Source organism: Exiguobacterium sp. KKBO11, assembly GCF_001644945.1.
Taxonomy (GTDB): Bacteria; Bacillota; Bacilli; order Exiguobacteriales; family Exiguobacteriaceae; genus Exiguobacterium_A; species Exiguobacterium_A abrahamii.
The window spans coordinates 21373-46391 of record NZ_LUCU01000044.1; the positions used below are offsets into that span (position 1 = coordinate 21373).

At 49.1% G+C, this 25019-nt stretch carries 23 protein-coding genes; 18 read left to right on the plus strand and 5 right to left on the minus strand.

Translation table 11 applies throughout. The features are described 5' to 3' along the window. Positions 1-27 precede the first annotated feature (27 nt). The gene (locus AYO36_RS12885) at positions 28-2481 is read right to left on the minus strand and encodes a CoA-disulfide reductase (protein WP_064300655.1); all 2454 of its coding nucleotides are present in this window, start codon (positions 2479-2481) and stop codon (positions 28-30) included. A 200-nt stretch (positions 2482-2681) separates the two neighbouring features. On the opposite strand from AYO36_RS12885, the gene AYO36_RS12890 reads away from it, so the two are divergent. From AYO36_RS12890 to AYO36_RS12930, 9 genes are all read left to right on the plus strand, one after another. Continuing rightward, positions 2682-3209, plus strand: a complete 528-nt coding sequence (locus tag AYO36_RS12890) for a type III secretion system chaperone family protein (RefSeq protein WP_023469644.1) — start codon at positions 2682-2684, stop codon at positions 3207-3209. Between the two features lie 156 nt (positions 3210-3365). Continuing rightward, the gene (locus AYO36_RS12895) at positions 3366-4550 is read left to right on the plus strand and encodes a hypothetical protein (protein WP_064300656.1); all 1185 of its coding nucleotides are present in this window, start codon (positions 3366-3368) and stop codon (positions 4548-4550) included. A gap of 26 nt (positions 4551-4576) precedes the next feature. Continuing rightward, positions 4577-5488 carry an NAD-dependent epimerase/dehydratase family protein gene (locus AYO36_RS12900; RefSeq protein ID WP_064300657.1) on the plus strand — a complete coding sequence of 304 codons (912 nt, stop codon included), beginning with the start codon at positions 4577-4579 and terminating at the stop codon, positions 5486-5488. Next, positions 5470-6324: a lysylphosphatidylglycerol synthase transmembrane domain-containing protein gene (locus AYO36_RS12905; protein WP_064300658.1), complete on the plus strand. Its 855-nt coding sequence runs from the start codon at positions 5470-5472 to the stop codon at positions 6322-6324. Before AYO36_RS12900 ends, AYO36_RS12905 begins: the two co-directional genes overlap by 19 nt. Then, a complete protein-coding gene (locus AYO36_RS12910; protein ID WP_064300659.1) occupies positions 6321-7757 on the plus strand; it encodes an alkaline phosphatase family protein in 1437 nt (478 codons plus the stop codon). The genes AYO36_RS12905 and AYO36_RS12910 overlap by 4 nt, the downstream gene beginning before the upstream one ends. Next, on the plus strand, positions 7754-8482 hold the full coding sequence (locus tag AYO36_RS12915; protein ID WP_050678465.1) for a glycosyltransferase family 2 protein: 729 nt from the start codon (positions 7754-7756) through the stop codon (positions 8480-8482). The genes AYO36_RS12910 and AYO36_RS12915 overlap by 4 nt, the downstream gene beginning before the upstream one ends. Continuing rightward, positions 8479-9213 (plus strand): hypothetical protein, encoded by a 735-nt coding sequence (locus AYO36_RS12920; protein WP_231884717.1) that lies wholly within the window; start codon positions 8479-8481, stop codon positions 9211-9213. The genes AYO36_RS12915 and AYO36_RS12920 overlap by 4 nt, the downstream gene beginning before the upstream one ends. A gap of 12 nt (positions 9214-9225) precedes the next feature. Further along, on the plus strand, positions 9226-10143 hold the full coding sequence (locus tag AYO36_RS12925) for an FTR1 family iron permease (protein WP_029342865.1): 918 nt from the start codon (positions 9226-9228) through the stop codon (positions 10141-10143). Continuing rightward, positions 10140-11516 carry a hypothetical protein gene (locus AYO36_RS12930; protein ID WP_064300660.1) on the plus strand — a complete coding sequence of 459 codons (1377 nt, stop codon included), beginning with the start codon at positions 10140-10142 and terminating at the stop codon, positions 11514-11516. Before AYO36_RS12925 ends, AYO36_RS12930 begins: the two co-directional genes overlap by 4 nt. 72 nt (positions 11517-11588) lie before the next feature. Here AYO36_RS12930 and AYO36_RS12935 read toward each other — a convergent pair whose 3' ends face one another. Beyond that, positions 11589-12155 (minus strand): GNAT family N-acetyltransferase, encoded by a 567-nt coding sequence (locus AYO36_RS12935; protein WP_064300661.1) that lies wholly within the window; start codon positions 12153-12155, stop codon positions 11589-11591. 98 nt (positions 12156-12253) lie between these two features. Then, positions 12254-12871: a YitT family protein gene (locus AYO36_RS12940; protein WP_064300662.1), complete on the minus strand. Its 618-nt coding sequence runs from the start codon at positions 12869-12871 to the stop codon at positions 12254-12256. Positions 12872-13281: 410 nt separating this feature from the next. On the opposite strand from AYO36_RS12940, the gene AYO36_RS12945 reads away from it, so the two are divergent. Then, positions 13282-14631 carry an FAD-dependent oxidoreductase gene (locus AYO36_RS12945; protein WP_064300663.1) on the plus strand — a complete coding sequence of 450 codons (1350 nt, stop codon included), beginning with the start codon at positions 13282-13284 and terminating at the stop codon, positions 14629-14631. Between the two features lie 135 nt (positions 14632-14766). On the opposite strand, the gene AYO36_RS12950 is transcribed toward AYO36_RS12945, so the two are convergent. Continuing rightward, positions 14767-15249 (minus strand): VOC family protein, encoded by a 483-nt coding sequence (locus AYO36_RS12950; RefSeq protein WP_064300664.1) that lies wholly within the window; start codon positions 15247-15249, stop codon positions 14767-14769. Between the two features lie 131 nt (positions 15250-15380). On the opposite strand from AYO36_RS12950, the gene AYO36_RS12955 reads away from it, so the two are divergent. The 8 genes from AYO36_RS12955 to AYO36_RS12990 all read left to right on the plus strand — a co-directional run bounded on the left by AYO36_RS12955 (position 15381) and on the right by AYO36_RS12990 (position 23464). Beyond that, positions 15381-16265 (plus strand): SDR family oxidoreductase, encoded by an 885-nt coding sequence (locus tag AYO36_RS12955; protein ID WP_064300665.1) that lies wholly within the window; start codon positions 15381-15383, stop codon positions 16263-16265. A gap of 339 nt (positions 16266-16604) precedes the next feature. Then, positions 16605-17156: a maltose acetyltransferase domain-containing protein gene (locus tag AYO36_RS12960; RefSeq protein ID WP_035395634.1), complete on the plus strand. Its 552-nt coding sequence runs from the start codon at positions 16605-16607 to the stop codon at positions 17154-17156. A 97-nt stretch (positions 17157-17253) separates the two neighbouring features. Beyond that, positions 17254-18138, plus strand: a complete 885-nt coding sequence (locus AYO36_RS12965; protein ID WP_064300666.1) for a hypothetical protein — start codon at positions 17254-17256, stop codon at positions 18136-18138. A 19-nt stretch (positions 18139-18157) separates the two neighbouring features. Continuing rightward, complete coding sequence (locus AYO36_RS12970; protein WP_064300667.1) at positions 18158-18841, plus strand: response regulator transcription factor; 684 nt, start codon at positions 18158-18160, stop codon at positions 18839-18841. Beyond that, positions 18838-20109, plus strand: coding sequence for a sensor histidine kinase (locus AYO36_RS12975; protein ID WP_064300668.1), 1272 nt, complete (start codon positions 18838-18840; stop codon positions 20107-20109). The genes AYO36_RS12970 and AYO36_RS12975 overlap by 4 nt, the downstream gene beginning before the upstream one ends. 67 nt (positions 20110-20176) lie before the next feature. Then, a complete protein-coding gene (locus tag AYO36_RS12980; RefSeq protein ID WP_064300669.1) occupies positions 20177-21250 on the plus strand; it encodes a site-2 protease family protein in 1074 nt (357 codons plus the stop codon). Between the two features lie 150 nt (positions 21251-21400). Next, positions 21401-22789 (plus strand): MATE family efflux transporter, encoded by a 1389-nt coding sequence (locus AYO36_RS12985; RefSeq protein ID WP_064300670.1) that lies wholly within the window; start codon positions 21401-21403, stop codon positions 22787-22789. 108 nt (positions 22790-22897) lie between these two features. After that, positions 22898-23464 (plus strand): 3'-5' exonuclease, encoded by a 567-nt coding sequence (locus AYO36_RS12990; protein WP_053452136.1) that lies wholly within the window; start codon positions 22898-22900, stop codon positions 23462-23464. Between the two features lie 411 nt (positions 23465-23875). Here AYO36_RS12990 and AYO36_RS12995 read toward each other — a convergent pair whose 3' ends face one another. After that, positions 23876-24991, minus strand: coding sequence for an NADH-dependent flavin oxidoreductase (locus AYO36_RS12995; protein ID WP_023469665.1), 1116 nt, complete (start codon positions 24989-24991; stop codon positions 23876-23878). Positions 24992-25019 lie beyond the last annotated feature (28 nt).

Genomic DNA, 25019 nt, shown 5'->3' on the forward strand with positions numbered 1-25019 from the left:
ACACGTTCATTTAAACAGGTTTTTAGATTAGATGAACAGATTCAGATTGGCACCATCCGTTGCACCAAGGTAACTGGCGACGCCACCATAATCGATATCATCCAGTAATTCCTCTTTCTTGATGCCCATGATATCCATCGACATCGTGCAGGCGATCATTCGGACACCAGCAGCTTGTGCTTTTGCCATCATCGTCTCGAGTGCATCGACTTGTTTGTCCTTCATGACTTTTTTCATCATTTTTTGACCGGCGCCTGCCATGTTCATGTTCGAGAGCGGCAGCTCCCCGGCATGTTTCGGCATCATCATGCCCATCATCCGTTCGATTCCTGCTTTCTCAACTGCCGGTGCGTCTGGTTTTCGAATGATGTTCAAGCCCCAGAACGTAAAGAACATCGTCACTTGTTTTCCCATCGCTTGTGCACCTTGCGCAATGACGAAAGAAGCAAGTGCTTTATCAAGATCACCACTGAAGACGACCATCGTCGCATCATCTGCCGGATTGACTTGAACCGGCGCTGCAGCTGGTGTCTCCCCTTGCCCTTTTTCAAGCAAGACCTCGACGACCCCTTGATTCATTTCCGCTGAATGGACCGTGTGACCTAGTTTTTTCGCCCATGCTTGAACGTCTGGCAAGAATCCTGGATCTGACGCCTTGACGAAAATTTGCTCGCCGTCCGTCATCTGATCGATTTTTGTTTTCAGCTCTAAGATTGGACCTGGGCACTGTAAACCGCACGTATCGAGCAGTGCTACTTGTTCTGGTGCAGCCTTCGTTTTTGGCTCACGTTTCGTTACCGTCACAGCAGTCTCCTCCTTCGCTTGGCTTCGTGCTTCTTGATCACGATGCACGACCGACCATGTTTTGTATCCGCCGCTTAAGTTTTTCACATCATAACCGTGTTGTTGCAACAGTTGACTTGCAACATATCCACGTAATCCGACTTGGCATGTCACATAGATCGTTTGATCCTTCGGCAGATCATCCAACTTCTCACGTAACGTCGGTAACGAGATATTGACCGATCCCGGAATCGCGCCTAACTCGTTTTCCGATGGTTCACGGACATCGAGTAATAAGCCGCCATTGGCGACAATCGCATCGATTTCGTGCCAATGAACGTTCGCACTGTCACCAAGCACGATGTTCGACGCAATATATCCTGCCATGTTGACCGGATCCTTCGCTGAACTATATGGCGGTGCATATGATAGTTCAAGATCTGGTAGATCAAGCACTGTCAATCCACCTTTAATCGCTGTCGCGAGGACATCGATTCGTTTCTCGACACCTGTCATGCCGATTGCCTGCGCTCCGTAGATCGTTCCTTCGATTGGATCAAACAGTAGCTTCATCGAAATCGGACTCGCCCCTGGGTAGTACCCCGCATGCGATCCCGGGTGGAGATGCACGGCTTCGTAACGTAGACCGAGCTGACGTAACCGTTTTTCGTTGTTACCGGTCGAAGCGACCGTCAAGTCGAAGACTTTTGCGACCGCTGTTCCGAGCGTACCGCTGTACCGGACGTCACGTCCGGCGATGATGTCAGCAACGAGGCGTCCTTGACGGTTTGCCGGCCACGCGAGTGGAACATGTGTCGCTTCCTTCGTGATATAGTCTTTGACTTCGATCGCGTCACCAATCGCGAAGATGGATGGATCGGATGTCCGTAGTTGGTCATCGACTTGAATCGTCTGTTTGATGCCAAGTGTTAAACCAGCATCTGCTGCGAGCGTGCTCTCCGGTGCAACACCAATCGATAGGATGTTCATCTCTGTTTCGATTACGCGTCCACTTGTCAGGACGACGCGGCGACCTGCCTCTTCAAAACGAGCGACGCCATCTTCTAGAATCAACTCGACGCCTTTCGCACGCAGATGTTCATGAACGATTGCGGCCATTTCCGGGTCGACCGGAGCCATGACTTGATCCGCCATCTCGACGAGGGTGACGTGCGCCCCACGTTCGACGAGGTTTTCCGCCATTTCAAGACCAATGAATCCTCCACCGATGACGACTGCTTGCTCTGGACGCGTCGTATCGACGTATTCCCGCATCCGGTCCGTATCTGGGATGTTCCGTAACGTAAAGACGTTCGTTGCTTCTTCAAGTCCTGGAATGTTTGGACGAATCGGTTTTGCACCTGGAGAAAGAATCAGATGATCGTACGATTCATCGTATTCTTCACCCGTTTCAACATTGCGGATCGTGACCGTCTTCGCTTCACGGTTAATCCGAATCGCTTCCGACAAATTGCGGACATCTAAATTAAACCGTGCATGCATGCCTTCTGGCGTTTGGACGAGTAATTTATTACGATCTTTGATGACATCTCCGATATAGTACGGCAGTCCACAATTCGCGAACGAAATCTCTTTTCCCCGTTCAAGCAAAATGATTTCTGCCGTTTCGTCAATCCGACGCAGTCGTGCTGCTGCCGTAGCGCCACCAGCGACGCCGCCTACGATGATCGTTTTCATCTGATGATTCCTCCTCGATTTTCTATCTGCCACTTAATATACCCTGTTAGGTATGTATTTTCAAGTCAGTTGCTCGCAGATTCACAAACATGACATATCTCTACTCTTTTGTATTTTCTTCCTATCTTAACGGACATTAGTTGCAATTCCTTCTGAAATGCTTGAAACTGAATTTATAGTATATAAAGGGGGATTTTGCAATGGACCAGGAACGTAACTCGAACGAATCAAACGAGAACAATAAAGTGACACCGATTCACCAAGATCGTCAACCCGAAACAAACGAACAAGGAATCGCGCCACAACAGCAACAACACTTGGAAGCATTCCAAGCTTTCCTCGTTGAAAAAGGCATTCCAATGGAAGCACGTGAGAATGAGACACACGTCTTCTTCATGACACAAGAAAAAACACCTGCTGGAGCAGAACCGATGATGATGATCGTCTTCAGTAAAACGACGACTGATGTCGAATTGTTCGCTCGTACGGTGACACACGTACCAGACGGTGTCGAGGATCTCCCGATTCTTAACGCCATCAACGACTTTAACCAAGAGTTCAAATACTTCCGCGTCGTTCTCGACAGCGACCGTGATGTCACGATCGCATCAACGATCGATCTCGATCATGGCTTCAACCCAGCTGCCATCTTCGGACATTCTGTCATGATGTTCCAAGCATCAGACGAAGTCTACACGTATTTGACAAAACTGTACGAACAGTTCTAATTTCTCATTTTAAAACGGCTTTGGAGCCCTGCTCCGAAGCCGTTTTTTTCTTTAAAGTTCAATTGACAATGAGAATTATTCTCGCTATAGTTAGATTTGTGAAAACGACTACATGACGGAAAACGTCTTATTAATTCTTCTGGGGGAATCACGATTATGAAAAAACGTTTAAAAGTAGCTTCGATCTTCATGGTAGCCGGTATCTTGGCTGCCTGCGGTTCGAATGAAACGGATACGACTGCACCGAAAAAAGAGAAAACGGAACAGTCGACCGAAACTAAATCAGCAGATGCGGGGATCGCTGCAACGACACTGACAGATGAATTGACAATCTTCAGCTCAATCAAAACAGAACTCGACAAAGCAAAAGAAGGACAAGCGATCGATTGGAAGATGGTCACGACAAGTTATGAATCGAAACTCAAAGGTGGTGTCGAGACGACAGCACCAGAAATCGAACAAGTCATCCAGTCTGCTTTAGCAGGTGTGGAAGCGAAGGATCTCGATGAGAACATCGCTCGTCAACTCGTGGATAAAGGTCTACAATCGTATTTCTATAAATTACAAAAAGCAACACAAGCAAAAGCTGAAGAAGCACTCGTAGCTGGTAAACCGGAAGCTGCAACGGAAGCACTCAAGGACGTGGAAGCGATGGCGAAGACCGTCTTCATTCCGACAGCTGAAAAACGTGACGCGAGCTACGGCTTTAAAAACGAAGACGCCATCGCTCAAGCGATCACATCAGGTCTTTCAGCGCAGCAAGAAGCCATCGACGCGAAAGAACTCGGTGACTTCAATGTTGCGAAACAAGTGACGGATAAATCGATTTATCGTTCCTTCTATTTAGCTGCACTCGGCTACGCACAAAAAATCGAGGATGGTGTCAAAGCCGGTACGGACGAAAAAGAATTACAAATGGAGCAAGCAGAAGGATACGGTTTCCTCCTTGCGATCGAAGAATCGTTAGCAGGTGGAGACGAGGAAGCTGTCAAAACGCTGAAAGAGCGCTATGATTTCTCAAAAACCAAACCAGCTGACGTCTCTTACAAAGAAATCGAAGGATTGTTCGCAAAAGCATTGACGGAGAAAGTCGACGGGTATCATGACGAGGCACAAGAAGCGATCGAGAAGAAAGACGTCGATACAGCACGTGCAGAAGCAATGGAAGCGAACATGTTCGTCGTTGCGATGAAACCGACGCTTGAGAATCGTCTTGGCAAGGACAAAGCAGCACAAGTCGCACAAGACGCAAACGAATGGTTCGCACTCGTCGAAAAAGGCGACGTCAAGGCTGAAACGACAGGTGAACGGATCACAGACGCACTCGAACCACTTAACTAAGAAGGAAATGGAAATGGAGGGATAAGATGAATATCGGAATCACAGGAGGTGCCGGCTTCATTGGCGCCGCCCTCGCCCTCCGGCTCCAGCAACACCATACCGTCCATGTCCTTGATGCTTTCACGGACTACTATGATGTCCAGTTAAAAGAAGAACGAGCAGATGAACTAAGACGTGCCGGCGTTACCGTTACGACGGGTGACGTTCATCACGATCTCGACGCCTGGATGAAGACATCGTTTGACGCCGTCTTCCATCTCGCAGCTCTTCCAGGTGTTCCGCATTCGCTCGAAGAACCGCATCACTATATTCGTGAGGACATCGATATGACGGTGACCTTGTTAGAAGCCGCAAAAAGACATGGCATGCCGCATGTCTTTTTCGCGTCTTCGTCTTCCGTTTACGGGGAGCAGACGGGTCCGCTCAAAGAGGAACAGGCAACGGGACATGTCGCCAGTCCTTACGCGGCAGCGAAGTATAGCGCTGAAAGCTTTTGTCATGCTTATGCGCATTTATATGATGTAAATGTGACGCTGTTTCGCTTCTTTACGGTCTATGGTCCATCAGGTCGTCCTGATATGGCGCTGTTTCGATTCATCGAACAGGCATTACGCGGAGAGACACTCACCGTCTTCGGTGATCCAATCCGTGACTTCACGTATATCGATGACATCACCCGTGGAATGGAACAGGCGTTGCTGACTCGTGCAGTCGGGACGTATAACCTCGGTGCGAATCAGCCGGTCTCCGTCCGCACGCTAGCTGAACGGATCGGTCAACGGTTTGATGTGCCTGTGAAGACTCAAACTGCACGACGCGGAGACGTGACGATGACATGGAGTGATACGACGGCAGCACAGGAAGCCTTCGGTTACCAACCGTCAATCGAGATCGATGTTGGACTGGAGCAGGTGATCGCGTGGCATCAAAACCGCTGATTCGAACGTTTCTGTATCTGACGCTTACCGGGCTTGTCATCTTTTTACTGCTCCGTTTTTTCTTGGAGTTACCGGTCTCGTATCGGTACATTGAAGCTTTATTCAAGAGTCCCTGGACGATCCTTGCGACCTTGACGTATGCGATCGCCTTTTATTTACGCGCGGTCGCCTGGCGCCGCGCCGACTCAAAACGTGCACCGACTGCTGTATACCTGTCGAGCCTGTATCTCGGACTGACGATCAATCACCTCTCACCGGTCAAACTGGGCGAGATGATCCGACTCGTGACGGCGAGAGCTGTCGGAAGTCCCTGGAAGCAGACGAGCGCGATCTTCGTCTTACAACGAAGTATTGATTTGATCGTTCTGTGTACCTTCATTTTGATCGGTTGGTTGTTTCACCCGATCGTCTTGCTCGTCGCGCTCCTTGCGACCGCGTTATTGCTCGTATTACGTCGACATGTCCCGCATCTCCCATCGCTTGTCCTGTTCGGAACGATCGCTTGGACCGTCGAGGCACTCGCCGTCTTCCTCCTCTTGCACGGAGCAGGTATCGATGTGTCCTTCCCGACGACGTTGATTGCGATGAGTGCCGGTGTCCTTTCCGGTGTGATTCAGTTCACGCCGGGTGGCCTCGGTACGTATGAACTCGCGATGGGTACAGTGTTACGCCAAGCCGGTGTTGCTCATGCGTACGACGTTGCCTTGATGACGCACTTCTTTAAATATGCCTTTGCTTTTCTTATCCCGCTGTATGTTTTCATTCGGCATCCGGCTACGCTTCGGTTGTTGGTTCGTCAGCTCAAATACACTGATTGGAAAGGAGGAAGACGATGAAAAGTGCTTCTCGCTTTGAAAAAGTCGCAGCACGCGCCTGGAACTTACTCAATGAAGGAAAACCCTTCACACCGATTTTTACAGTCGGCGTCTTCTTGACGTACGCCTTATGGACGCAGATGCCACTCGCAGAAGCTGGTCTTGGTTTCATCGTGACGCTTCCTTTATTCATCTTGCTGTGGCGTTATGATTTTCCGTTATTTTTACGAAATTACCTTTGGATCCCGGTCATCGTTTGGCTGTTCCTTCACGGGACGAATGCAGATTATTTACCTTTGTTCGTCTATGGCGCAGGTCTTTATTTCTTCTTCACGATTTTTTTCTGGGGAACGATCTATTATCATCTCCGGATCGGAACGCGCTGGACGAACTTTACGCGTTTTTGGAAACTCGTCCTGAAGAATAGTGATTCGACAAGTGGTAATGCGCAGGAGCAACTGCCTAAGGTTGCTTTGTTGCTCATGTACTGGTGGACGGCAAGTGACGCGTCGACACTCGACATGACATTCGTCTGGTTCCCAATTGGTCTATTCGTCTTTGCATGGATCCTGCATCACTACCTGTTCGACTGGAAACCGAAGTTGCCCGAGGCAATGACGGTAGATGCCGATCTTCCGACTTCAGAAAAAGTCTATGTCCTGATTGTCGACGGAATGCGTAAAGATCGCTACATGGCAGCAAACACGCCGTTCCTCGAACGATTGCGTCAGGAAGGAACGGAATATACGAATATGGAGACTGTCTACCCTGCCCGGACCGTCGTCTGCTTCAGTTCGATGTTCACCGGTGCTCGCCCAGAAGATCACGGCATTCATTCGAACATGGTCTGGAATACGACTGGCGTTAAAACGGATACCGTCTTCGATCGTCTCCGTGCCGTCGATAAATCCGGTAAGATTCTTGGTATCGCCCACCTCGTCGATGCGTTCGGTTCAACCGACGTACGGACCGTCACGGCAGTCATGCATAACGATGTCGCGGATCGAAATATCGTAGAACGTGCCAAACAAATCGTCCATGAAGAGGATCCGGATCTGCTCGCGATTCAGTTGATCGGAACGGATCAAACAGGACACAGTCGAGGCACTCTCTATTCCGAGTACGTCGAAAAAATCGAGGAAGCGGATGCATTACTCGCTGAATTTTGTGAGGAGCTCGATCGTCTCGGTAAACTCGAGGATGCGACACTCATCGTCATGGCGGATCACGGTCAAGCGGACGGAATCGGTGGACACGGTCACTTGGATGAAGGCGAACGGTTCGTTCCGTTCTGGATGTATGGTAAGAACGTTCATGCTGGTCTGAAAGTGGATACGCACCGCCATATCCTGTCACTCGGACCAACGATCACAAAAGTCCTAGGGGCAGACATCCCGCATGATAGCCGTGGTGTGCTATTGACAGAAGCGTTCAAGGAGGCGAAGTCTAAATGAAGATCATCGTCTTTTTACCGGCTCACAATGAGGAAGTATCGCTTCCGCTTGTCTTAAAACGAATCCCGGACATGATTGACGGCATTCCAGTCGAGACTCTCGTCATCGATGACGGCTCAGTGGATGCGACGAGTACGATCGCGCGTCAACACGGCGCACATGTCTATCGGTTCGAGCAGAATCAAGGACTCGGCGCTGCAGTCCGAGAAGGACTCCGACAGTCCTACGAGCTCGGCGCTGATGTTGCTGTCATGATTGATGCCGATAACGAATATCCGGCCGATCAAATTCCAGATATCGTCCGACCGATCTTACACGATCAGGCCGACTACGTATTCGGTTCCCGCTTCCTCGGTACCGTCGACGGGATGCGGCTCTATCGCTATATCGGCAATCATGTCTTCACGTGGTTGCAATGCCTTTTATTGAAACGTAAAATCCATGATGGTCAAAGCGGGATGCGTGCTTTTTCACGCGCAGCGTGTCACCATGCTGAGATCATTCACGATTATAACTATGCACAAGTATTGACCCTTAATCTCGTCCGAAAAGGCTTCCGCCTTCACGAAGTCCCGATCCGTTATCGGGTCCGGGAAGCAGGAAAGTCTTTTATCCGTCTTAATTATGTCCAACGTGTCCTCCCAGCGATTTATCGGGAGTGGCGACGACCGATCACACAGCTTAGCGTTGAAGAACGCATGGAACGAAAGGAGCACCTCGGATGAAACGCCTTCTTTTGCTACCGCTCCTCCTGCTCTCACTGTTCGTGAGCACTTCCACGGTTTCCGCTTATAGTTACGGAGACCCAGGAAAGGAAGCTTTTGCGGAAGCGTATAAACAATTTGAAGAACAACTTAATGCCAAGGATTACGCGCTTGCGAAAGAGACGCTTGCCGCCTATGATAAAGAATTCAAACTGTATTTCCCTGAAGCGAAAGCGAAGATCGATACGGCGCTTGAACAAGAAGATGCCGAGGCTGCTAAACAAGCGTACCGCGTCGCTCTCCGTCAAAATATCGAACGTCGCCTGCACTTTGCTGAAGAGCAGTTCGAGGACTTCGGTCAAGCGAAACTCTTACTCGCGAAAGCCCGCGGGACATACGATGTGCTTGCACCTTACGTCAAGGAAAGCAAGGATGCACAAACATCCGATGACGTGTATACTGCATTTGATGAATCATTAAAGGCACTCGGAAACCCTGGTCTGTTTGGGGTCGGGAAAAAAGCGAGTGACGAAGAATCCTTCAAAGAAAACATTACGATGATCGAAGATACGTTGACTCCCCTTTTCGTCCTGCCGGGTGAAGAAAAAACAGGAGTCTTCACGGAAGAAGACTCCTTCCTCGGTCAGACGTTCGGAACGGACGCGATTTGGAAATTGATTGCGCTCGGACTCGTCATCGTCCTCATCGTCATCGTCGTCATTGGTCAATGGAAGAAGAAACGCCGCTCATAAGGAGGAAGACAGATGGATTTTCAAGCGTTTTTGATTACGCTTCGGGAGTGTCTCGAGGCTGTTCTCATCGTTGGGTTGATCTTAGGTTATCTCGATCGATTGAACGCTCCACAATATAAAAAGTGGGTCTACGCAGGTGTCGGGTTGGCACTTCTCGCTAGCCTTGGTGTCGCGTTCCTGTTCCAAGTCGTCTTTACGAGTTTTGCGAGCTTCGGAAGCGATACGTATCTCCGTCTCGGCATCATGATGGTCTCCGTCTTGCTCTTGACACACATGGTCCTCTGGATGGGAAAGGAAGCGAAAGAGAATCAAAAAGCCTCGCAAGCGAAGGTCGCCGCTGCCGTCTCGACGGGTAGTGCCATCACGATGATCATCCACTCCTTCCTCGTCATCGTTCGAGAAGGAATTGAGACCGTCTTCTTCTTCGCTGCCATCTCAGGTGGGGAAATCGAAAAAGTACTGACGAGTTACGGTGCGGTTTCCGGTCTGTTACTCGCCTTGATCTTCGGATACTTATTCGTTTCCGGTTCAATGAAGATTCCCGTCAAACGCTTCTTCCAAGTAACGGGCGTACTCATTCTATTCATCGCAGCCGGCATGCTCGTCCAAACGATTGGACGCTTCCAAGATCTTGGTTTGCTCGGTAGTCTCTTGATGAATGCTGACGGCACACCAGCTGCTGTATATAACATCGTTGGCTTCATGCCGGAGCACTACATCGATCAGGTGCAATACTTGCGTGATACAGGAAATTCAACATTGATCAGTGGACAGATCGGAACGTTCATGGGTGCGATGTTCGGATACAGTCATAACCCCTCGCTCGAACAAGTCGTCGCTTGGTGGGGCTACTTCGCCTTTGCCGGTTGGATGTTGCTCCGTCAAAACAAACCATCGAAGTCATCAAAGTCCTTACAGGAGGTTTCTTGACCGTCCGAAGCGATCGTTCACGTCCGCGTGGACGATCGCTTTTTTGGATCACGTTGCTATTCATCGGTGGCTGGATTGGTTTACGGATCAGTTACGTCAGTCCCTTCATCGCGAGCTACGATATTGCGAACTTCACGTTAGCTGTGACCGATTATGATCTGGCTGATTTACGTCCGCACTTTCCGGGTTATCCCTTTTTCATCTTATTTGCCAACCTGTTTCTGCCGCTGATGATACCTGTCAAAGCGCTCGGACTCGTCTCTACACTAGGACTGGCAAGTGCGCTCTTGCCACTTTACTCGCTCTTTCGCCGTCATGCCTATGATACGGCTCGGCTGATCGCTGCCTTTACCGTTCTCTCCACTGCCTCACTCGTGACGTTCGCTGCGACAGGGATGTCGGATGGGCTCGCCCTCGGACTACTCGTCTGGTACGGCTGGAGCATCGAACGCGCACGGCATCAGATTCGTCGCTGGCTTCCGTATCTTCTGTTCGGTTTACTGATGGCGACTCGCCTATCCTACGCGCCATTTGGTTTCATGTTGCTTTTCCTGCTGTGGCAGGTACGAAAGGATTACTGGCAACTCTTATCCGAGTGCGCCCTTCTTGTTCTGGCACAGCTTGCTTGGTTGCTCCCGGTCGCTTTTTCTGTCGGTGGACCCTATTCGTTTCTTCAATTATCACTCCGCTTCGTCAGCGGTCATTTTTCCGATTGGGGTGGTTCTGCTCAGACCGATGATGCTTCCATCGTTCAACGATTTGCCCAGACGTTTCAGCAACTCTTCTGGCATGGAATCGGCTATGGCACGTGGATCGGACTAGTGTCAGGACTGATGCTGTTTTTACGAAAACGTTGGACGGTCGATGTCGCTTGGAGAGCGACGGCTGGACTCTATTTCGTCTGGGTCTGGCTCGGACAAAACATCGATAAACCCCGTCACGTCTTACCGCTTGTCCTGTTGCTACTCATCTGGTTGATTCGTCAGCTTCCGTTACGGATGTATCTACCATTTTTAGTCGTTCAATTGATGATCGGTAGCCTCGCGTTGAACGAACAAGCCACGCGTCCTCCGGCGACGATTGAACTGGCTCGTTACGTAGCGACTCTTCCAATCGGCGCGACAGTCTTTACCGACGAGGAAGCTCGCCAATTCCAGTCCGAACGACCGGATGCCGCGATCGTTCCGATCGGATCGATCAGTAAATGGAACGCAGAACCAAAATCCGACCAGAGTTACGTGACTGGTCGATTGCTCGAGCGCCTCCACGCTCAAGGCGTGCGACCAAACGTCAAACAAATCGTTCGCTTCACGAGTGATACCCGATACGAACCGGAAGACGCACAAGCGATGCTGTATCAACTAACGCCTTGACGGCACGACTACATGTATACGAAAAACCATGTCGATTCCCGAATGACACCGTGGAAATCGACATGGTTTTTTTCATTGCTGCGTATCGTAACGACGTTCCATATAATCAAAGGTACCGCCGCTGATTTCAATCGTCCGGACTGGTTCGAAGCCGAGACGACGATACAGTCGCTGTGCCCCGGCGTTCGTTTGATCAGCGTTTAAGGTGAACGCTTGTAGTCCTCGTTTTTCCCCTTCTTCCGCTGCTGCCTGCAATAGTTCTGTTCCAATTCCTTTTCCACCATGACGCGCGTCAACCGATAAAGTATCCAAGTAATAGACCGGTCCTTCCGTCTCGACATCGATCTGGATATCTTGACCCGTCCAACGTTTCAGTTGTGCTTTGATCGGTTCGTCGAGTCGTTTCGCATCCGTCCCGGCATATGCAATGACGATACCTGCTACTTCACCCTCGATGATTTTCACGAGGATGTTCTCATGGCTCAGTCGATTTCCTGTTTCAGCGACGAAGTACGCGAGTCGCTCTAAAACTTCCTCCCGCTTTGTCGTTCCCGTCAGTGTCTCAGCAATCTCATGAATCGCCTGCTCAATCAACGGGGCAATCTGTTGCGCTTCAGAAGCATGTGCTTGTCGAATCATCTCATCCTTCTCCTTTCGTTTTTCTAATCCATGAACCTGAAAAATCGGACTCGACGATGTCGAATCCGATACATGATTTTGTTAGACATTCATCTGTCTCACTGCGTGACTTTTTGTACGACAGGTGCCGGTACGATGACAGGCTCCCGTGTCATGACAGCAACGACACGTCCAGCGATCGCTACAGCCAGTAACGTATATAACGTTAAGCTGAGCGGCAGATAGACGAGTGAGATGACTAACACGATGGCATCGAGTCCGAACAAGATCGTCCCGATCGATAGACCTGTCAGTTTGCTGAGTCCCATCGATAGCAAATCGTCTCCACCTGTTGCCGCTCCACTTTTCAAAACAAGTCCGAGACCATATCCGGTCACGATTCCGCTAGCGATCGCTGCGATGAGCGTCGCTGGCCAAGCCTGTTCTGGAAAGTGGAACAAATCGAGTCGGTGCCACATCTCATAAAAGACTGATAACGCACCTGCTGAGAGTAACGCTTCGCTGACGAAACGTTTCCCTTTGAAGTACAAGGCACCGATGAAAAATGGAATATCGAGCACGATCATTGAGATCGAAGGATTGATATCAAAAAAGTATCGACCGAGCAACGATAATCCGATAAAGCCGCCTTCTGCTAATCCGAACTGTTCATTCAATGTGTAGTAACCGAACGCCATGATCAGCGTCCCGGTTAAGATGGTTGCGATTCGTTTCATGTTTTATTGTCCTCTCCCGTTTACATCGTGGGAGAGGTTTTATACGTCCCGTTTGGGTATTCATCTATTTTCGCTCTCCCTGATTTTTATAAGCCATTACCGTCTGTTCGTTATGACCGGTACTGCTAAAAATCAGGTAAGCTGAATAGATGATTGGTCCTCTCGGTATCCATCGGTTTCCACCCCTTCATTAAAAATCTATCTTCATTATAACCCGAATTTCAGTAACTAAAACAGTTTTACGCATTCTTCACATAATCCAAACACTTTTGCTCACTCATTCACAATTTAGACAAGATTATGCTCAACATTGAACAAACCACTTGAAAACAACCTTGTGAAGGATTACACTAAGTATATCAAATGAATGTGATATTTATCACAAACAAAACACAAAGGAGACTTTACCCATGAAAGTAGCAGTCATCGGATGTACACACGCAGGAACAGCAGCAGTCAAAGAACTCGCTTCACAACAAGACGTCGAGATCACCGTTTATGAGCGGAATGACAATGTATCGTTTCTCTCTTGTGGAATCGCGCTTCACGTCGGTGGTGTCGTCAAACATGCGGAATCGCTTTTCTACTCATCACCAAGTGAACTCGCTGAACTCGGCGCTGAGATGCGTCTGAAACATGATGTACTTGAAATCGATAGTGAACGCCAAACGATCGTTGCGAAAAACCTCATGACTGGTGAAGTCGTTCACGATACGTACGATAAACTCATCATGACGACTGGATCATGGCCAATCATTCCGATGCTTCCCGGCATCGAATTGAATCAGATCGAGCTCTGTAAAAACTATCACCACGCTCAAACAATCATTGAAAAAGCAACAGATGCAGAGCGGATCACAGTCGTTGGTGCAGGGTATATCGGTGCTGAACTCGTCGAAGCGTTTGAAGCATACGGAAAAGACGTCACGTTCATCGATAGCGCGGATCGCATTCTCAACAAATACCTCGACCGCTCGTTCACTGACGTCATCGAACGTAAATTGACAGACCGTGGTATTCGCCTCGAACTCGGACAAACCGTCCAAAGCTTCAAAGGGGAAAACGGCGCCGTGACACACGTCGTCACAGACAAAGGAACGTTTGAAACGGATCTCGTCATTCTCTGTGTCGGTTTCCGCCCAAGTACGGAACTCTTAAAAGGACAGGTCGACATGCTACCGAACGGTGCTATCATCGTTGACGATTATATGCGGACAAGCAACCCAAACATCTTTGCTGCTGGTGACAGCTGTGCCGTCTATTACAATCCAGCTCGGACACATGCCTATATTCCACTCGCAACGAATGCTGTCCGGATGGGAACATTAATCGGTAAAAACTTACGCGCACCAAAGATTCGTTACCAAGGAACACAAGGCACATCAGGTCTTCGCCTATATGATTTGAACATCGCGTCGACTGGTTTGACAGAAGAAGCGGCACCCTTGTTCGGACTTGAAGTGAGCAGCACGACGGTCACAGATGCGTATCGCCCAGAGTTCATGCCAACAGCAGAAGACGTCCAATTGAAGCTCGTCTTCGAGACAGCAACCCATCGTGTCGTCGGTGCACAAATCATCTCAAAAGTGGATTTGACACAGGCGATGAACACACTGTCAGTCGCGATTCAAAATGATATGACACTTGAAGAGCTCGCTTTCGTCGACTTCTTCTTCCAACCGCACTACAACAAACCGTGGAACTTGCTGAACCAAGCAGCTCTGCAAGCGATGAATGAACGTCAATCCGCTCGTGTCTAAGCGCATTACACGATAAATCAAACAAGCAACGAATCATCGTTGTTTGTTTTAGACTGAAGACAACGTGCAATTTTTCTCTAACGAGAAGGATTGCACTTTTTTGTTCGTCTCGAATCGTTTTAATGAAAACACCAGTTATATCGTCTTTTTCTCCGATTCAGTCTCAAATAGATGCTGCCAGTCTTGATACGGCATCGTGCCGTTCACCGTCTCCATGTCAAAGCGTAACGGTGCAATCAATTCGAGCGAATTGCCATCTGGATCCTCGAAGTAGATCGCCGCGTGCGCATGTGGATGGTTATCGAGAACAAGCGGTTGATCGGCTGCCGCTACACCAAAGGCGGATCGGACTTCAATCCCTCTCTCCTTTAACCAGTCCTGTGCTTTATCGATATTTTCTTGCTCCATCCGAAACGCCACATGTCGAATCGATGGATGATACGGTAACTCGGCTTGACCAGCTCTCCATAAACCTAACCAACTCTTGCCATGCTCGATCCAAAAGAAAGCGACGCGTTCATTTTGGAATGCACATGCAAGTCCTAATTTTTCGTAAAAAGCAATTGATCGTTCGAGTTCTTTGACCGGTAAATGAGCTTCATACAATCCAGTAATCATCTTCTTCACACTCCTCTTTTTCTAGTGTAAACCATCAATTTCCAAATTTACTATCATCAGAAACGTTTAATCCGACCTGTTGAGGGAACATACACCCTATACCAAAACCAACTTTCAGGAGGAATGTTTACATGGCTGCATCGAAAAATCCGTTAACCCAATACTTCAATGACGATTTCCCAAAACAATATCAGGACGCACCAGCGGTTCAAGCAAAAATGGAACCTGTTCCCGATTGTGGAGAAGAGAGTTACAAAGGCTCTGGCAAATTGATCGGCAAAAAAGCACTGATTACGGGTGGCGACTCCGGCATCGGCCGAGCAGCAGCCATCGCTTACGCTCGTGAAGGAGCTGACATCGTGCTCAACTACTTACCGGAAGAACAACAGGATGCGGAAGAGGTTAAAGCACTCGTTGAAGCAGCGGGACAAAAAGCATATCTTTTACCTGGTGATTTAAGTGATGAAGCGTTCTGTGGACAACTCGTCAAAGAAGCACACGAATCGCTCGATGGACTCGACATTTTGGCGCTTGTCGCAGGTAAACAACAAGCTGTCGAAGATATTCTCGACCTGTCAACGGAGCAATTACGTAAGACATACGAAATCAATGTCTTCTCCCTCTTCTGGGTCGTCAAAGCAGCCTTGCCACTCTTAAAAGAAGGGGCTTCGATCATCACGACGACATCCGTTCAAGGATACAACCCAAGCGCGAACCTCTTGGATTATGCATCGACGAAGTTTGCCATCAACGGGTTCACGCGCGGACTCGCTAAACAAGTCGCACCAAAAGGAATCCGTGTCAACTCCGTCGCACCTGGTCCGATTTGGACACCGCTTCAAATCTCGGGTGGTCAGCCAAGCGAGAACATTCCAGAGTTCGGGCAGGAAACACCACTGAAACGAAGTGGTCAACCGGTCGAACTGTCGGATGTGTATGTCTTCCTCGCTTCAGACGCTGCAAGCTATGTCACGGCGCAAATCTATGGTGTCACAGGCGGAATCGAATTAGCATAAGAATTGCATTTGACGGGAATGACTCAAAAGTCAGTTTCTACAAAGACCAGGGTGGCAGAATGATAATCTGCCACCCTTTTCTCGTAAAAAAAGAAGTGCTCGTTACACGCGACTCCTACAGGAAAAAGCGCATTTTTGCGCTGTCAGAGACAAACAAGACCCGCTTTCCTGCTGAAGAAAGCAGGAAAGCTGTTGTGTCTCGCCTGAGGAAAGGGCGTGAAAAGACAAGTCACTCTTTTTTGAGTCAGCCCCATTTACGTATATCTTAACGGGATATCAGTTGCATCACCGGGTACCATTTAGTCTAATGAAAGTATTAACGATGAAGGAGTGAATCAGATGACTGAAAAAGAAAAGATGATTCAAGGGGAACTCTACTTAGCACAAGATCCGGAACTCGTGGCTGACCGCATCCGAGCACAATCGCTCTGTTATGAGTTCAATCAATTGAGTGTCCATGATGGGACTAAACGGAAGGCACTTCTTCAACAATTATTCCAGACGGAGCAAGCCGACTTTTACATTGAACCGACCTTTAAATGTGATTATGGCTATAACATCACATTAGGGGCTCGCTTTTATGCCAATTATGACTGTGTCTTGCTCGATATTTGTCCGATTACGATTGGTGATAACTGCATGCTTGCTCCAGGAGTACATATCTATACTGCGACCCATCCACTCGATCCTGTCGAGCGCAACAGCGGTTATGAATTTGGAAAACCGGTCGTCATCGGGAATAACGTGTGGATTGGTGGGCGCGCGGTCATCAATCCCGGTGTGACGATCGGAGATAATGCTGTCATCGCCTCAGGTAGTGTTGTCGTCAAGGATGTACCGGCAAACAGCGTCGTCGGTGGAAATCCAGCCCGAGTCATCAAGACGATCTAATTCTCATCAAATTCTAATCTGTTCCTCAGCTTCCTTTCACGTGGTCTGGTTATTCTATGTATAAGAACAACAGCCACTACTAAAGGAGGACATCATCATGACTGCAAAACGAACAGATAAAGGGAATAAACGCTTCAAAAAAGGAATCGCTACACTTGCCGTAACGGGTACAGTCTTAACAGGAGCCGGCGCGTTTCTCCTCTTCACAGGTCCAGGACACTCTCTCGTCAACTCGACGGTCACCACTTCACAGCAGGCAGAGCAAAAAGTCGAAGCTGCTTCGCGCCAAGTCGAACAAAAGCTTCCTGCTTCGATGCGTGACGATCAGGAACTCGAAGGCACATTACAAAAACTATCGGATCGTTCGATGACGATCGACGTCAATGGTGACGCTCAGACGTATGACTTTGCTTCGTCAGTCGAACGCGAAGCCGTACAAGAAGGCGATTGGGTCAAAATCGATCTGAATGCAAATCAGCAAATCACGGAACTTGAGCGAGAAGATCAAGATGATCGGAATGACCGAGAGGACGATGGCAATCGCTCAGATGATTCATCAGATGATACGAATGAACGATACGGCATCCTTCGTGCCCTATCACAAAGTGAATTGACACTCGAACAAGATGGACAAGAGACGGTCTACGCGATTGCGGATCGTGCGGATCGTGATGCTGCGAAATCTGGGGATATCGTAAAAATCGAATTGAATGCAGACAGTCAAGTCCGTGAGCTTGATCGGGAAGACGACGACGAGGATCGTAATGCTACACGTGACGAAGACCGTGACGATGCACGGGAGCAAGAAGTCCGCGGCACGCTCGCTAAAATAACGAATCAAGAGATCATCATCGAACAAAACGGTGCACAAAAGTCATACTCTCGTGCATCAAACATGGAACAAGATGATGACGTCCGAGTCGGTGGTTCCGTCAAACTTGAGTTGAACGCGTCAGACGAAGTAACAGAAATCGATGAATGATCATTAAAGGAGGATGTTTATGCCAACCACCATCTTAATCGTTGAGGACGATGCGAAAATCGCACGCCTCCTTGAACTCGAACTCCAATATGCCGGGTACGCGACACGTGTCGCCTCTAACGGAAAAGATGGTCTCGCTGCCGCTGAGCATTCGGTTGATCTCGTCTTACTCGACGTGATGATGCCGGAGCTGAGCGGCTTCGAGGTGTTGCGCAGGCTCCGCGGAAAAGGCATCCATGTCCCCGTCATTATGCTAACGGCACGTGGAGAAGTTTACGATAAAGTCGCAGGACTCGATCTTGGTGCGAATGATTATGTGACGAAACCGTTCGAGATGGAGGAACTCCTTGCCCGGATCCGGGCGTTACTACGCACTCCGACTTCAACGAATAACGCATCGCGCACGTTACAGTTCGCTGATCTTGTACTCGACCTTGATCGACACGAAGCATTTCGCGATGAATTGCGACTCGATTTGACACCACGTGAGTTCGAACTCCTGACGTATTTACTCGAAAACAAGGAACATGTCCTGACACGCGAACAAATCCTAAATCGCGTCTGGGGGTACGATTACTTCGGCGAGACGAATATCGTCGACGTCTACATTCGTTATCTTCGGAAAAAAGTCGATGCCCACCCTCCTGCTTTGATTCAGACCGTTCGTGGAGTGGGGTATGTGCTACGGGAGGCGACGCCATGAAGCTTCGAACGAAACTCGCTTTATCCGTCACCGCCTTCACGACACTCTTATTGTTACTTTCGTTCATCGTCGTGACCTTCGTCGTCCGCAATCATTTGATTGAATCCCGTTATACGCAGCTTGAACAGGCAGAGGAATTGATGGAGGATGATTCATCGGTCCGGGCATTACTGACGCTTCATGAGGATTCCGTCGTCTTATCGAACGAAGATGGACGATGGGTCATTTCAAACGATGAAGAGGATGACGACTCTTCTACCGTTAACGGAGACGTACGAGCAAGTGACCTCCCCGGTATCCCGCGCTCGAACGAACCTTTCAAGTCTGGCGATTGGTTCGGTATCGTCTATCAGGATCAAGCCTATTTATTCGAAGATGAAAGCGTCGATGATACGGTCTCGACACTCATCTTGACCTTCACCATCGTGTTGGTCGTCGGAATCGTCATCGCGTTCATCAGTAGCTTCTGGATTGCGTATCAGACGCTTCGCCCGCTCAGGCAACTGAATGATACGATGCAACGGATCTCGTCTTCTGGAACGCTTGAGACTGTGCAGACCGAACGCGATGATGAAATCGGTCGCCTCGGTCATGTCTTCAATCAGATGATTGGGCGTGTCGATCAGACAATGGAACAACAACGGCAATTCGTCGCTGATGTCTCGCATGAGATGAAGACACCATTGACCGTCATCGAAGGCTATACACAATTGTTGAAACGATGGGGGAAAACGAAGCCGGACGTCCTCGATGAATCGATTGAACACATCTTGCAGGAGACGCACGCGATGCGGACGACCTTGATCGAGCCCATGCTCGAACTGTCTCGTCTCGGGTATGAAGAAACATCTGTTGAAGAGATCGATTTAGCCGAGCTTGGGAGCGAACTCGCCGATCGGATGTATCACGCGACAGGGACAATCATCCCTGTTGATGCCTCTGGAACGATCCGGGCGAATCGCGAAGCGGTGCTACGCATCTTGACGATTTATATCGATAACGCCCTGAAATATGCCACTTCTCCTGAATTACATCTGCGCAAGGAGCGACTTGCTGTCCTTGACCGCGGGACATCTCTAACGAACGAAGAACGTGCACGGTTATTTGACCGATTTTACCGACTTGATGCAGCACGCGATCGTTCAGGAAGTGGACTCGGATTGTCGATTGCCGCTGCACTTGCGACGACACACCATTTTCAGGTCGGTAGTGAAGCGCGTCAGCCAGATGGCAGTTGTTTCTATCTGATTCCCGAGCAGTCTAAATGAAACTTTTTCTACATTTGTGTCGTACACTTAAGGAAGAACGTCACATGATGAAAGAAGGAATTTCACGATGGCTAAAAAACGTTGGGGTGGACTTGCTGTTGCCGGTGCCTTTCTCTTAACGAAAGGAAAGGTCATCCTTGCCTTATTGAAATTTTCTAAGTTTGGAGGCACTCTGATTTCGTTCGGAGTTTCGCTTCTCTTTTACGCTCAAGTATTCGGTGTCTGGTTCGGAGTCGGATTGCTCTATCTCCTATTCATTCATGAGATGGGACATCTACTCGCTGCGAAACGACTCGGTTTTAAAACGGGTCCTGCGATTTTCGTACCGTTCATGGGAGCCGTCATCGGGATCAAAGATACGTTCCGGACACCAAAACAAGAAGCGATTCTTGCGTACGGTGGACCACTCGCGGGTCTCGTGTCCCTGATTCCGCTTGCGATTGGATACGCTGTGACCGGAAATGACTTTTGGCTCGTCATCTTCCATCTCGGAGCTCTATTGAATCTCTTCAACCTACTTCCCGTCAGTCCGCTTGACGGCGGACGGATTCTTGCGGGACTTCCGATCATCGTTTGGGTTGCAGGTCTTGCTGCCTTGATTGCTTACGGCCTCACGAACTTCAGCTTGATTTTGCTCTTGATCGCTTTCTTCGGCGGTAGTGCTGTCTGGAAACGGTATAAGTTCGCAAAACAATATGAAGCGAACCGATCGACCTTGATGTTATACCGTGCTGCACGCGAACGTGTCTTACTCGCAAAGGCGGAACAAGAACGTGCAAACGCGGAAGTCGCTCTTGCACCGGAAGTGGAGGAAGAACAAACGGTCGAAAGTACGTACGACCCGATTGCTTGGTCACTTCGTCTCGATTTACAAGATTTGCGACAAGCGAGTCCGGAAGAGGCACGTCAGGAAGCGGACGATCTGTTACGGTATCAATATGATGCTGCGAACGACTACGATGCGTTGTTGCGACGAATCGATCAGCGAATCGAGCCGCTCCGACTCGCTGAAGAGTCCGTCCAGTATCACCAGATGCCGAAAAAACAACAAACGATCACGCTCCTTGCTTACTTGGCGCTCGGTGCCATTTTATTCATTGCTTTCGAGTACTCGAAAGGTTATCTCCCTACACCATCTTGAATCTAGTTCCATCGGATGCGCTTCATAGCGCATCCTTTTTTCATGGAGCAAACACATTGACTAGAGTGATTTCTTGCATCTCATCAAAGAAGCGACTACTCTGAGTAAAACCCTACTTACCACTTGTCTAAAAAAGGAGGCTCTCCTTCCATGAATAAAAATACTGCCCGCCTGGGTGAAGCACCTGTCAATCAGCTCTTACTTAGTCTCTCTTTACCGGCGATGGTCGGGATGCTCGTCACGGCACTCTACAATATCGTCGATACGATTTTCGTCGCTCAAGGTATCGGTACGGCTGCCGTCGCCGCTGTCGGAATCGCTTTCCCCGTCCAGCTCGTGTTGATGGCAATCGCCAACTCGATTGGGATCGGGGGGGCTGCGATTGCGTCACAACGGCTTGGTCAAAAACAGACGGATGGTGCCAGTCGTGCTTATGCGAACGTCTTGATAGCAGTTTTCTTCATCAGTATGCTCGCCATCATCAGTGCTTTCATCTTCGTCGAACCGTTACTTCGTCTCTTTGGAGCGACAGATGAAATCATGCCGTATAGCATCGATTTCTTACGCGTCCTCTTGATCGGATCTCCTTTCTTCATGTTGACGATGGCGTCGAGTGCCATGTTACGCGCAGAAGGACGCGCGAACTATCAGATGCGCGTCATGCTGACGACGGTTGCCATCAACATCGTCCTGACACCTCTGTTCATCTTTGGTCTTGATTGGGGCATCCAAGGTGCTGCACTCGGGACAGTCGTTGCGCAAATCGTCGGTGCTGCACTTGTTTTCCGATTCTTCTTTACGAAACGTCGGCAAACGGGGTTAACACTCGATCGGAATGCTTTCAAACCCGATTTCCGTTTAACGTTTCGGATGATGCAAATCGGATCATCGTCGTTCATCATGCAAGTCTCCCAATCGATTTTGTTCATCACCGTCAACCACATGCTCGTCCGGTACGGTGGTACGACGGAACTAGCGACGTTTGCGGTCATCAATAAGTTCATGGCGCTCGTCGGTATGCCGATCATGGGGATCGTGCAAGGGATGCAACCGATCGTCGGGTATAATTTCGGTTCCCGGCAATTTAGCCGGATGTCGCTTGCCATTAAGCTCGCAATCCGTTATGGCTTATCGTTATCGATCAGCTTGTGGTTACTGATTCAATTGTTCCCTCGTTTCTGGGTCGGCTTGTTCACGGAAGAAGCAGCACTGCTGCAGGAAGGCTCGAGTGCGATGCGCATCTTATTCGCTCTATCGTTCGTCTATGGGATTCAAATGATTGTCAACGGGATGTATCAATCGCTCGCCAAAGCAAAAGTCGCCTTATTCTTGTCCTTGTCACGCCAAACGTTATACACGATTCCACTCGTTCTGATCTTGCCCCTGTTCTTCGGTGTCAATGGTGTCTGGTTCGCTTTCCCGATCGCTGATGCGATGGCTGTCTTGACGGCCCTCGTCTTCGCCTATAAAGATCGCGTTCTATTATTTAAACCGGAGGAGTACGTCGCAGAGGAACAAAAAGTCGCCACCGCGAAGTGACTGGAATGGATCTAAGATCGTCTGCCTTGCAGATGGTCTTTTTTAATGGACTTCTATAATACGAACATGTATTCTGTTACTAGTGAATGACAGAAAGGAGTCTGCTGCATGTATACATTAGCGATTGACTTTGAAACGGCAAATCGGAATAGCCGAAGCATTTGTGCGTTTGGTTGGTCCGTTCTCTCTAACGGTCGCGTCACGGAGAGTAAACAGGTCTTAATCAATCCAGAAGAGAACTTCGATGCCGGAAACATCCGGGTTCATGGAATTCGTCCGAGTGATGTCTTCGATGCACCGACGTTACCTGAAGCGATGGAAGCACATGGCTTATACGATTTAATCGCAGGTGCTCAACTGGTCGTCGCCCATAATGCATCATTTGATATGGGGGCGCTCCAAAAAGCGATTCAAAAATATGATATGTACCAGATGCCCGCTTTCACGTACGGTTGCACGGTCAAATTATCCCGCAAACTGTATCCGTGGTTGCCGAACCATCGATTGAATACGATGGCAGAATTCCTCAACGTCTCTTTCCAGCACCATGATGCGAAAGAGGATGCCTACGTCTGTGCCTTGCTCTTAAACGATATGTTGGAACGAACGAATCTACAGGATCCGGTCACCTTGCATACGTTTTGTGGCGTTCGGATGGGACAGGTTGCCTATTAAACAAAAAAGCACTCTAGACACAAAATCTAGAGTGCTTTCAGATTGTAGACAACAGGGCTGACTCCAAAAAATGACGCGTCTTTTCACGCCCTTTCCTCAGGCGAGATACAAGCCCGTTTGTCTCTGACAGCACATAATGCGCTTTTCCCTGTAGGAGTGACGTGTAACGCGTCATTTTTTATATCCGGAAGAAGGATCAGAGAAGCGTTTTGTTCACTCGACATCGCTTCCTAGGGAAAACAAGCAAGAGCGACCCTGCAGCGAAGCGAAGCGGCGCGATGCTTGTCCCAGGAAAACGATGCGAGACGAACAAAAAAGCGCAATCCTTCTCGTTAGAGAAAAATTGCACTTTACCTTCAGTCTCAAAGCACTCTAGACACGAAATCTAGAGTGCTTTTTGATGAGGTTCTATTATTTGCTTGTTTGTTTGATCGGGAACCAGCCTGGACGACTTGTGATGCCTGCCCATAATGCATCTGGAACGACGAGTTCTGCTTGTGCTTCTGGATCAAGTTCTGTCCGGATTGACGCAAGGTCACCCGCTTCGACTTTCTCAACCCATTTCGGTTCCATGATCAGTTCACGACCGAGGGCGATCATTGGAACGACAGCCAAACCTTGTTCAACTTCGTCCGCTGTGTGAAGCGATCCGACACCGATGACAGGTACTTGTTCGCCAACACGTTCTTGGACGAGCGTGATTGGTGATGTCGTTGCATTTTCGTCACGAATTGAACCTGCGAAGAAGTCCATCACGGAAACGTGCAAGTAATCGAGGTCTTTTTTCGCCAGCTCATCGACGAGGCGCATCGTATCATCAAGTGTGATTCCTGGATTTTCGATCTCTTCTGGAGAGAAACGGTATCCGACGATGAACGAAGGATCCTGTTTCGCGACGGCTTCGACTGCATCTACGACTGCTAATGGGAAGGCGAGACGTTTTTCTAAACTGCCGCCCCATTTATCTTCACGACGGTTTGAGTGTGGTGAGAAGAATTGTTGGATCAAGTACGTGTTCGCGCCATGAATCTCAACACCGTCAAATCCAGCTTCCATCGCACGACGTGTCGCCTGACCGAATGCTTCAATGATTGCTTCAACTTCTTCCGCCTCTAGCGCACGAGGTGTCATTGCCCCTTCACGTACGGGTGCGACAGCACTTGCACTGACTGTTTGCCCACCGACGAGTTCTGGTGGTGCCATACGACCAGCGTGGAAGATTTGTAAGATCGCTTTTGCGCCTTTATCTTGAATCGTTTTTGCGAGTCGCTTCAGACTTGGAACGAGATCGTCACGATGCGCACCGAACTCATTCGGGAATCCTTGACCGTCTGCTGTGACGTTCGCACATGCTGTAATGACCGCACTGACGCCACCTGAACGTTCTGCATAGTACGCGAGTTCCGCATCCGATACTTCGCCGTTCTCTTGTGCCGCATAGTTCGTCATCGGTGCCATCAAGACGCGGTTTTTCAGCGTCACACCGTTTGGTAATGTAAATGGTTCAAACATTGCTTGAGTTGCCATGAGTGAAGTGCCTCCTCTAATTTCTTGA

Coding starts and splice junctions, on each gene's coding strand:
- AYO36_RS12885 (WP_064300655.1), bottom strand. CDS start 2,481: ATGAAAACGATCATCGTAGGCGGCGTCGCTGGTGGCGCTACGGCAGCA.
- AYO36_RS12890 (WP_023469644.1), top strand. CDS start 2,682: ATGGACCAGGAACGTAACTCGAACGAATCAAACGAGAACAATAAAGTG.
- AYO36_RS12895 (WP_064300656.1), top strand. CDS start 3,366: ATGAAAAAACGTTTAAAAGTAGCTTCGATCTTCATGGTAGCCGGTATC.
- AYO36_RS12900 (WP_064300657.1), top strand. CDS start 4,577: ATGAATATCGGAATCACAGGAGGTGCCGGCTTCATTGGCGCCGCCCTC.
- AYO36_RS12910 (WP_064300659.1), top strand. CDS start 6,321: ATGAAAAGTGCTTCTCGCTTTGAAAAAGTCGCAGCACGCGCCTGGAAC.
- AYO36_RS12915 (WP_050678465.1), top strand. CDS start 7,754: ATGAAGATCATCGTCTTTTTACCGGCTCACAATGAGGAAGTATCGCTT.
- AYO36_RS12920 (WP_231884717.1), top strand. CDS start 8,479: ATGAAACGCCTTCTTTTGCTACCGCTCCTCCTGCTCTCACTGTTCGTG.
- AYO36_RS12925 (WP_029342865.1), top strand. CDS start 9,226: ATGGATTTTCAAGCGTTTTTGATTACGCTTCGGGAGTGTCTCGAGGCT.
- AYO36_RS12935 (WP_064300661.1), bottom strand. CDS start 12,155: ATGATTCGACAAGCACATGCTTCTGAAGCGCAACAGATTGCCCCGTTG.
- AYO36_RS12940 (WP_064300662.1), bottom strand. CDS start 12,871: ATGAAACGAATCGCAACCATCTTAACCGGGACGCTGATCATGGCGTTC.
- AYO36_RS12945 (WP_064300663.1), top strand. CDS start 13,282: ATGAAAGTAGCAGTCATCGGATGTACACACGCAGGAACAGCAGCAGTC.
- AYO36_RS12950 (WP_064300664.1), bottom strand. CDS start 15,249: ATGATTACTGGATTGTATGAAGCTCATTTACCGGTCAAAGAACTCGAA.
- AYO36_RS12955 (WP_064300665.1), top strand. CDS start 15,381: ATGGCTGCATCGAAAAATCCGTTAACCCAATACTTCAATGACGATTTC.
- AYO36_RS12960 (WP_035395634.1), top strand. CDS start 16,605: ATGACTGAAAAAGAAAAGATGATTCAAGGGGAACTCTACTTAGCACAA.
- AYO36_RS12965 (WP_064300666.1), top strand. CDS start 17,254: ATGACTGCAAAACGAACAGATAAAGGGAATAAACGCTTCAAAAAAGGA.
- AYO36_RS12970 (WP_064300667.1), top strand. CDS start 18,158: ATGCCAACCACCATCTTAATCGTTGAGGACGATGCGAAAATCGCACGC.
- AYO36_RS12975 (WP_064300668.1), top strand. CDS start 18,838: ATGAAGCTTCGAACGAAACTCGCTTTATCCGTCACCGCCTTCACGACA.
- AYO36_RS12980 (WP_064300669.1), top strand. CDS start 20,177: ATGGCTAAAAAACGTTGGGGTGGACTTGCTGTTGCCGGTGCCTTTCTC.
- AYO36_RS12985 (WP_064300670.1), top strand. CDS start 21,401: ATGAATAAAAATACTGCCCGCCTGGGTGAAGCACCTGTCAATCAGCTC.
- AYO36_RS12990 (WP_053452136.1), top strand. CDS start 22,898: ATGTATACATTAGCGATTGACTTTGAAACGGCAAATCGGAATAGCCGA.
- AYO36_RS12995 (WP_023469665.1), bottom strand. CDS start 24,991: ATGGCAACTCAAGCAATGTTTGAACCATTTACATTACCAAACGGTGTG.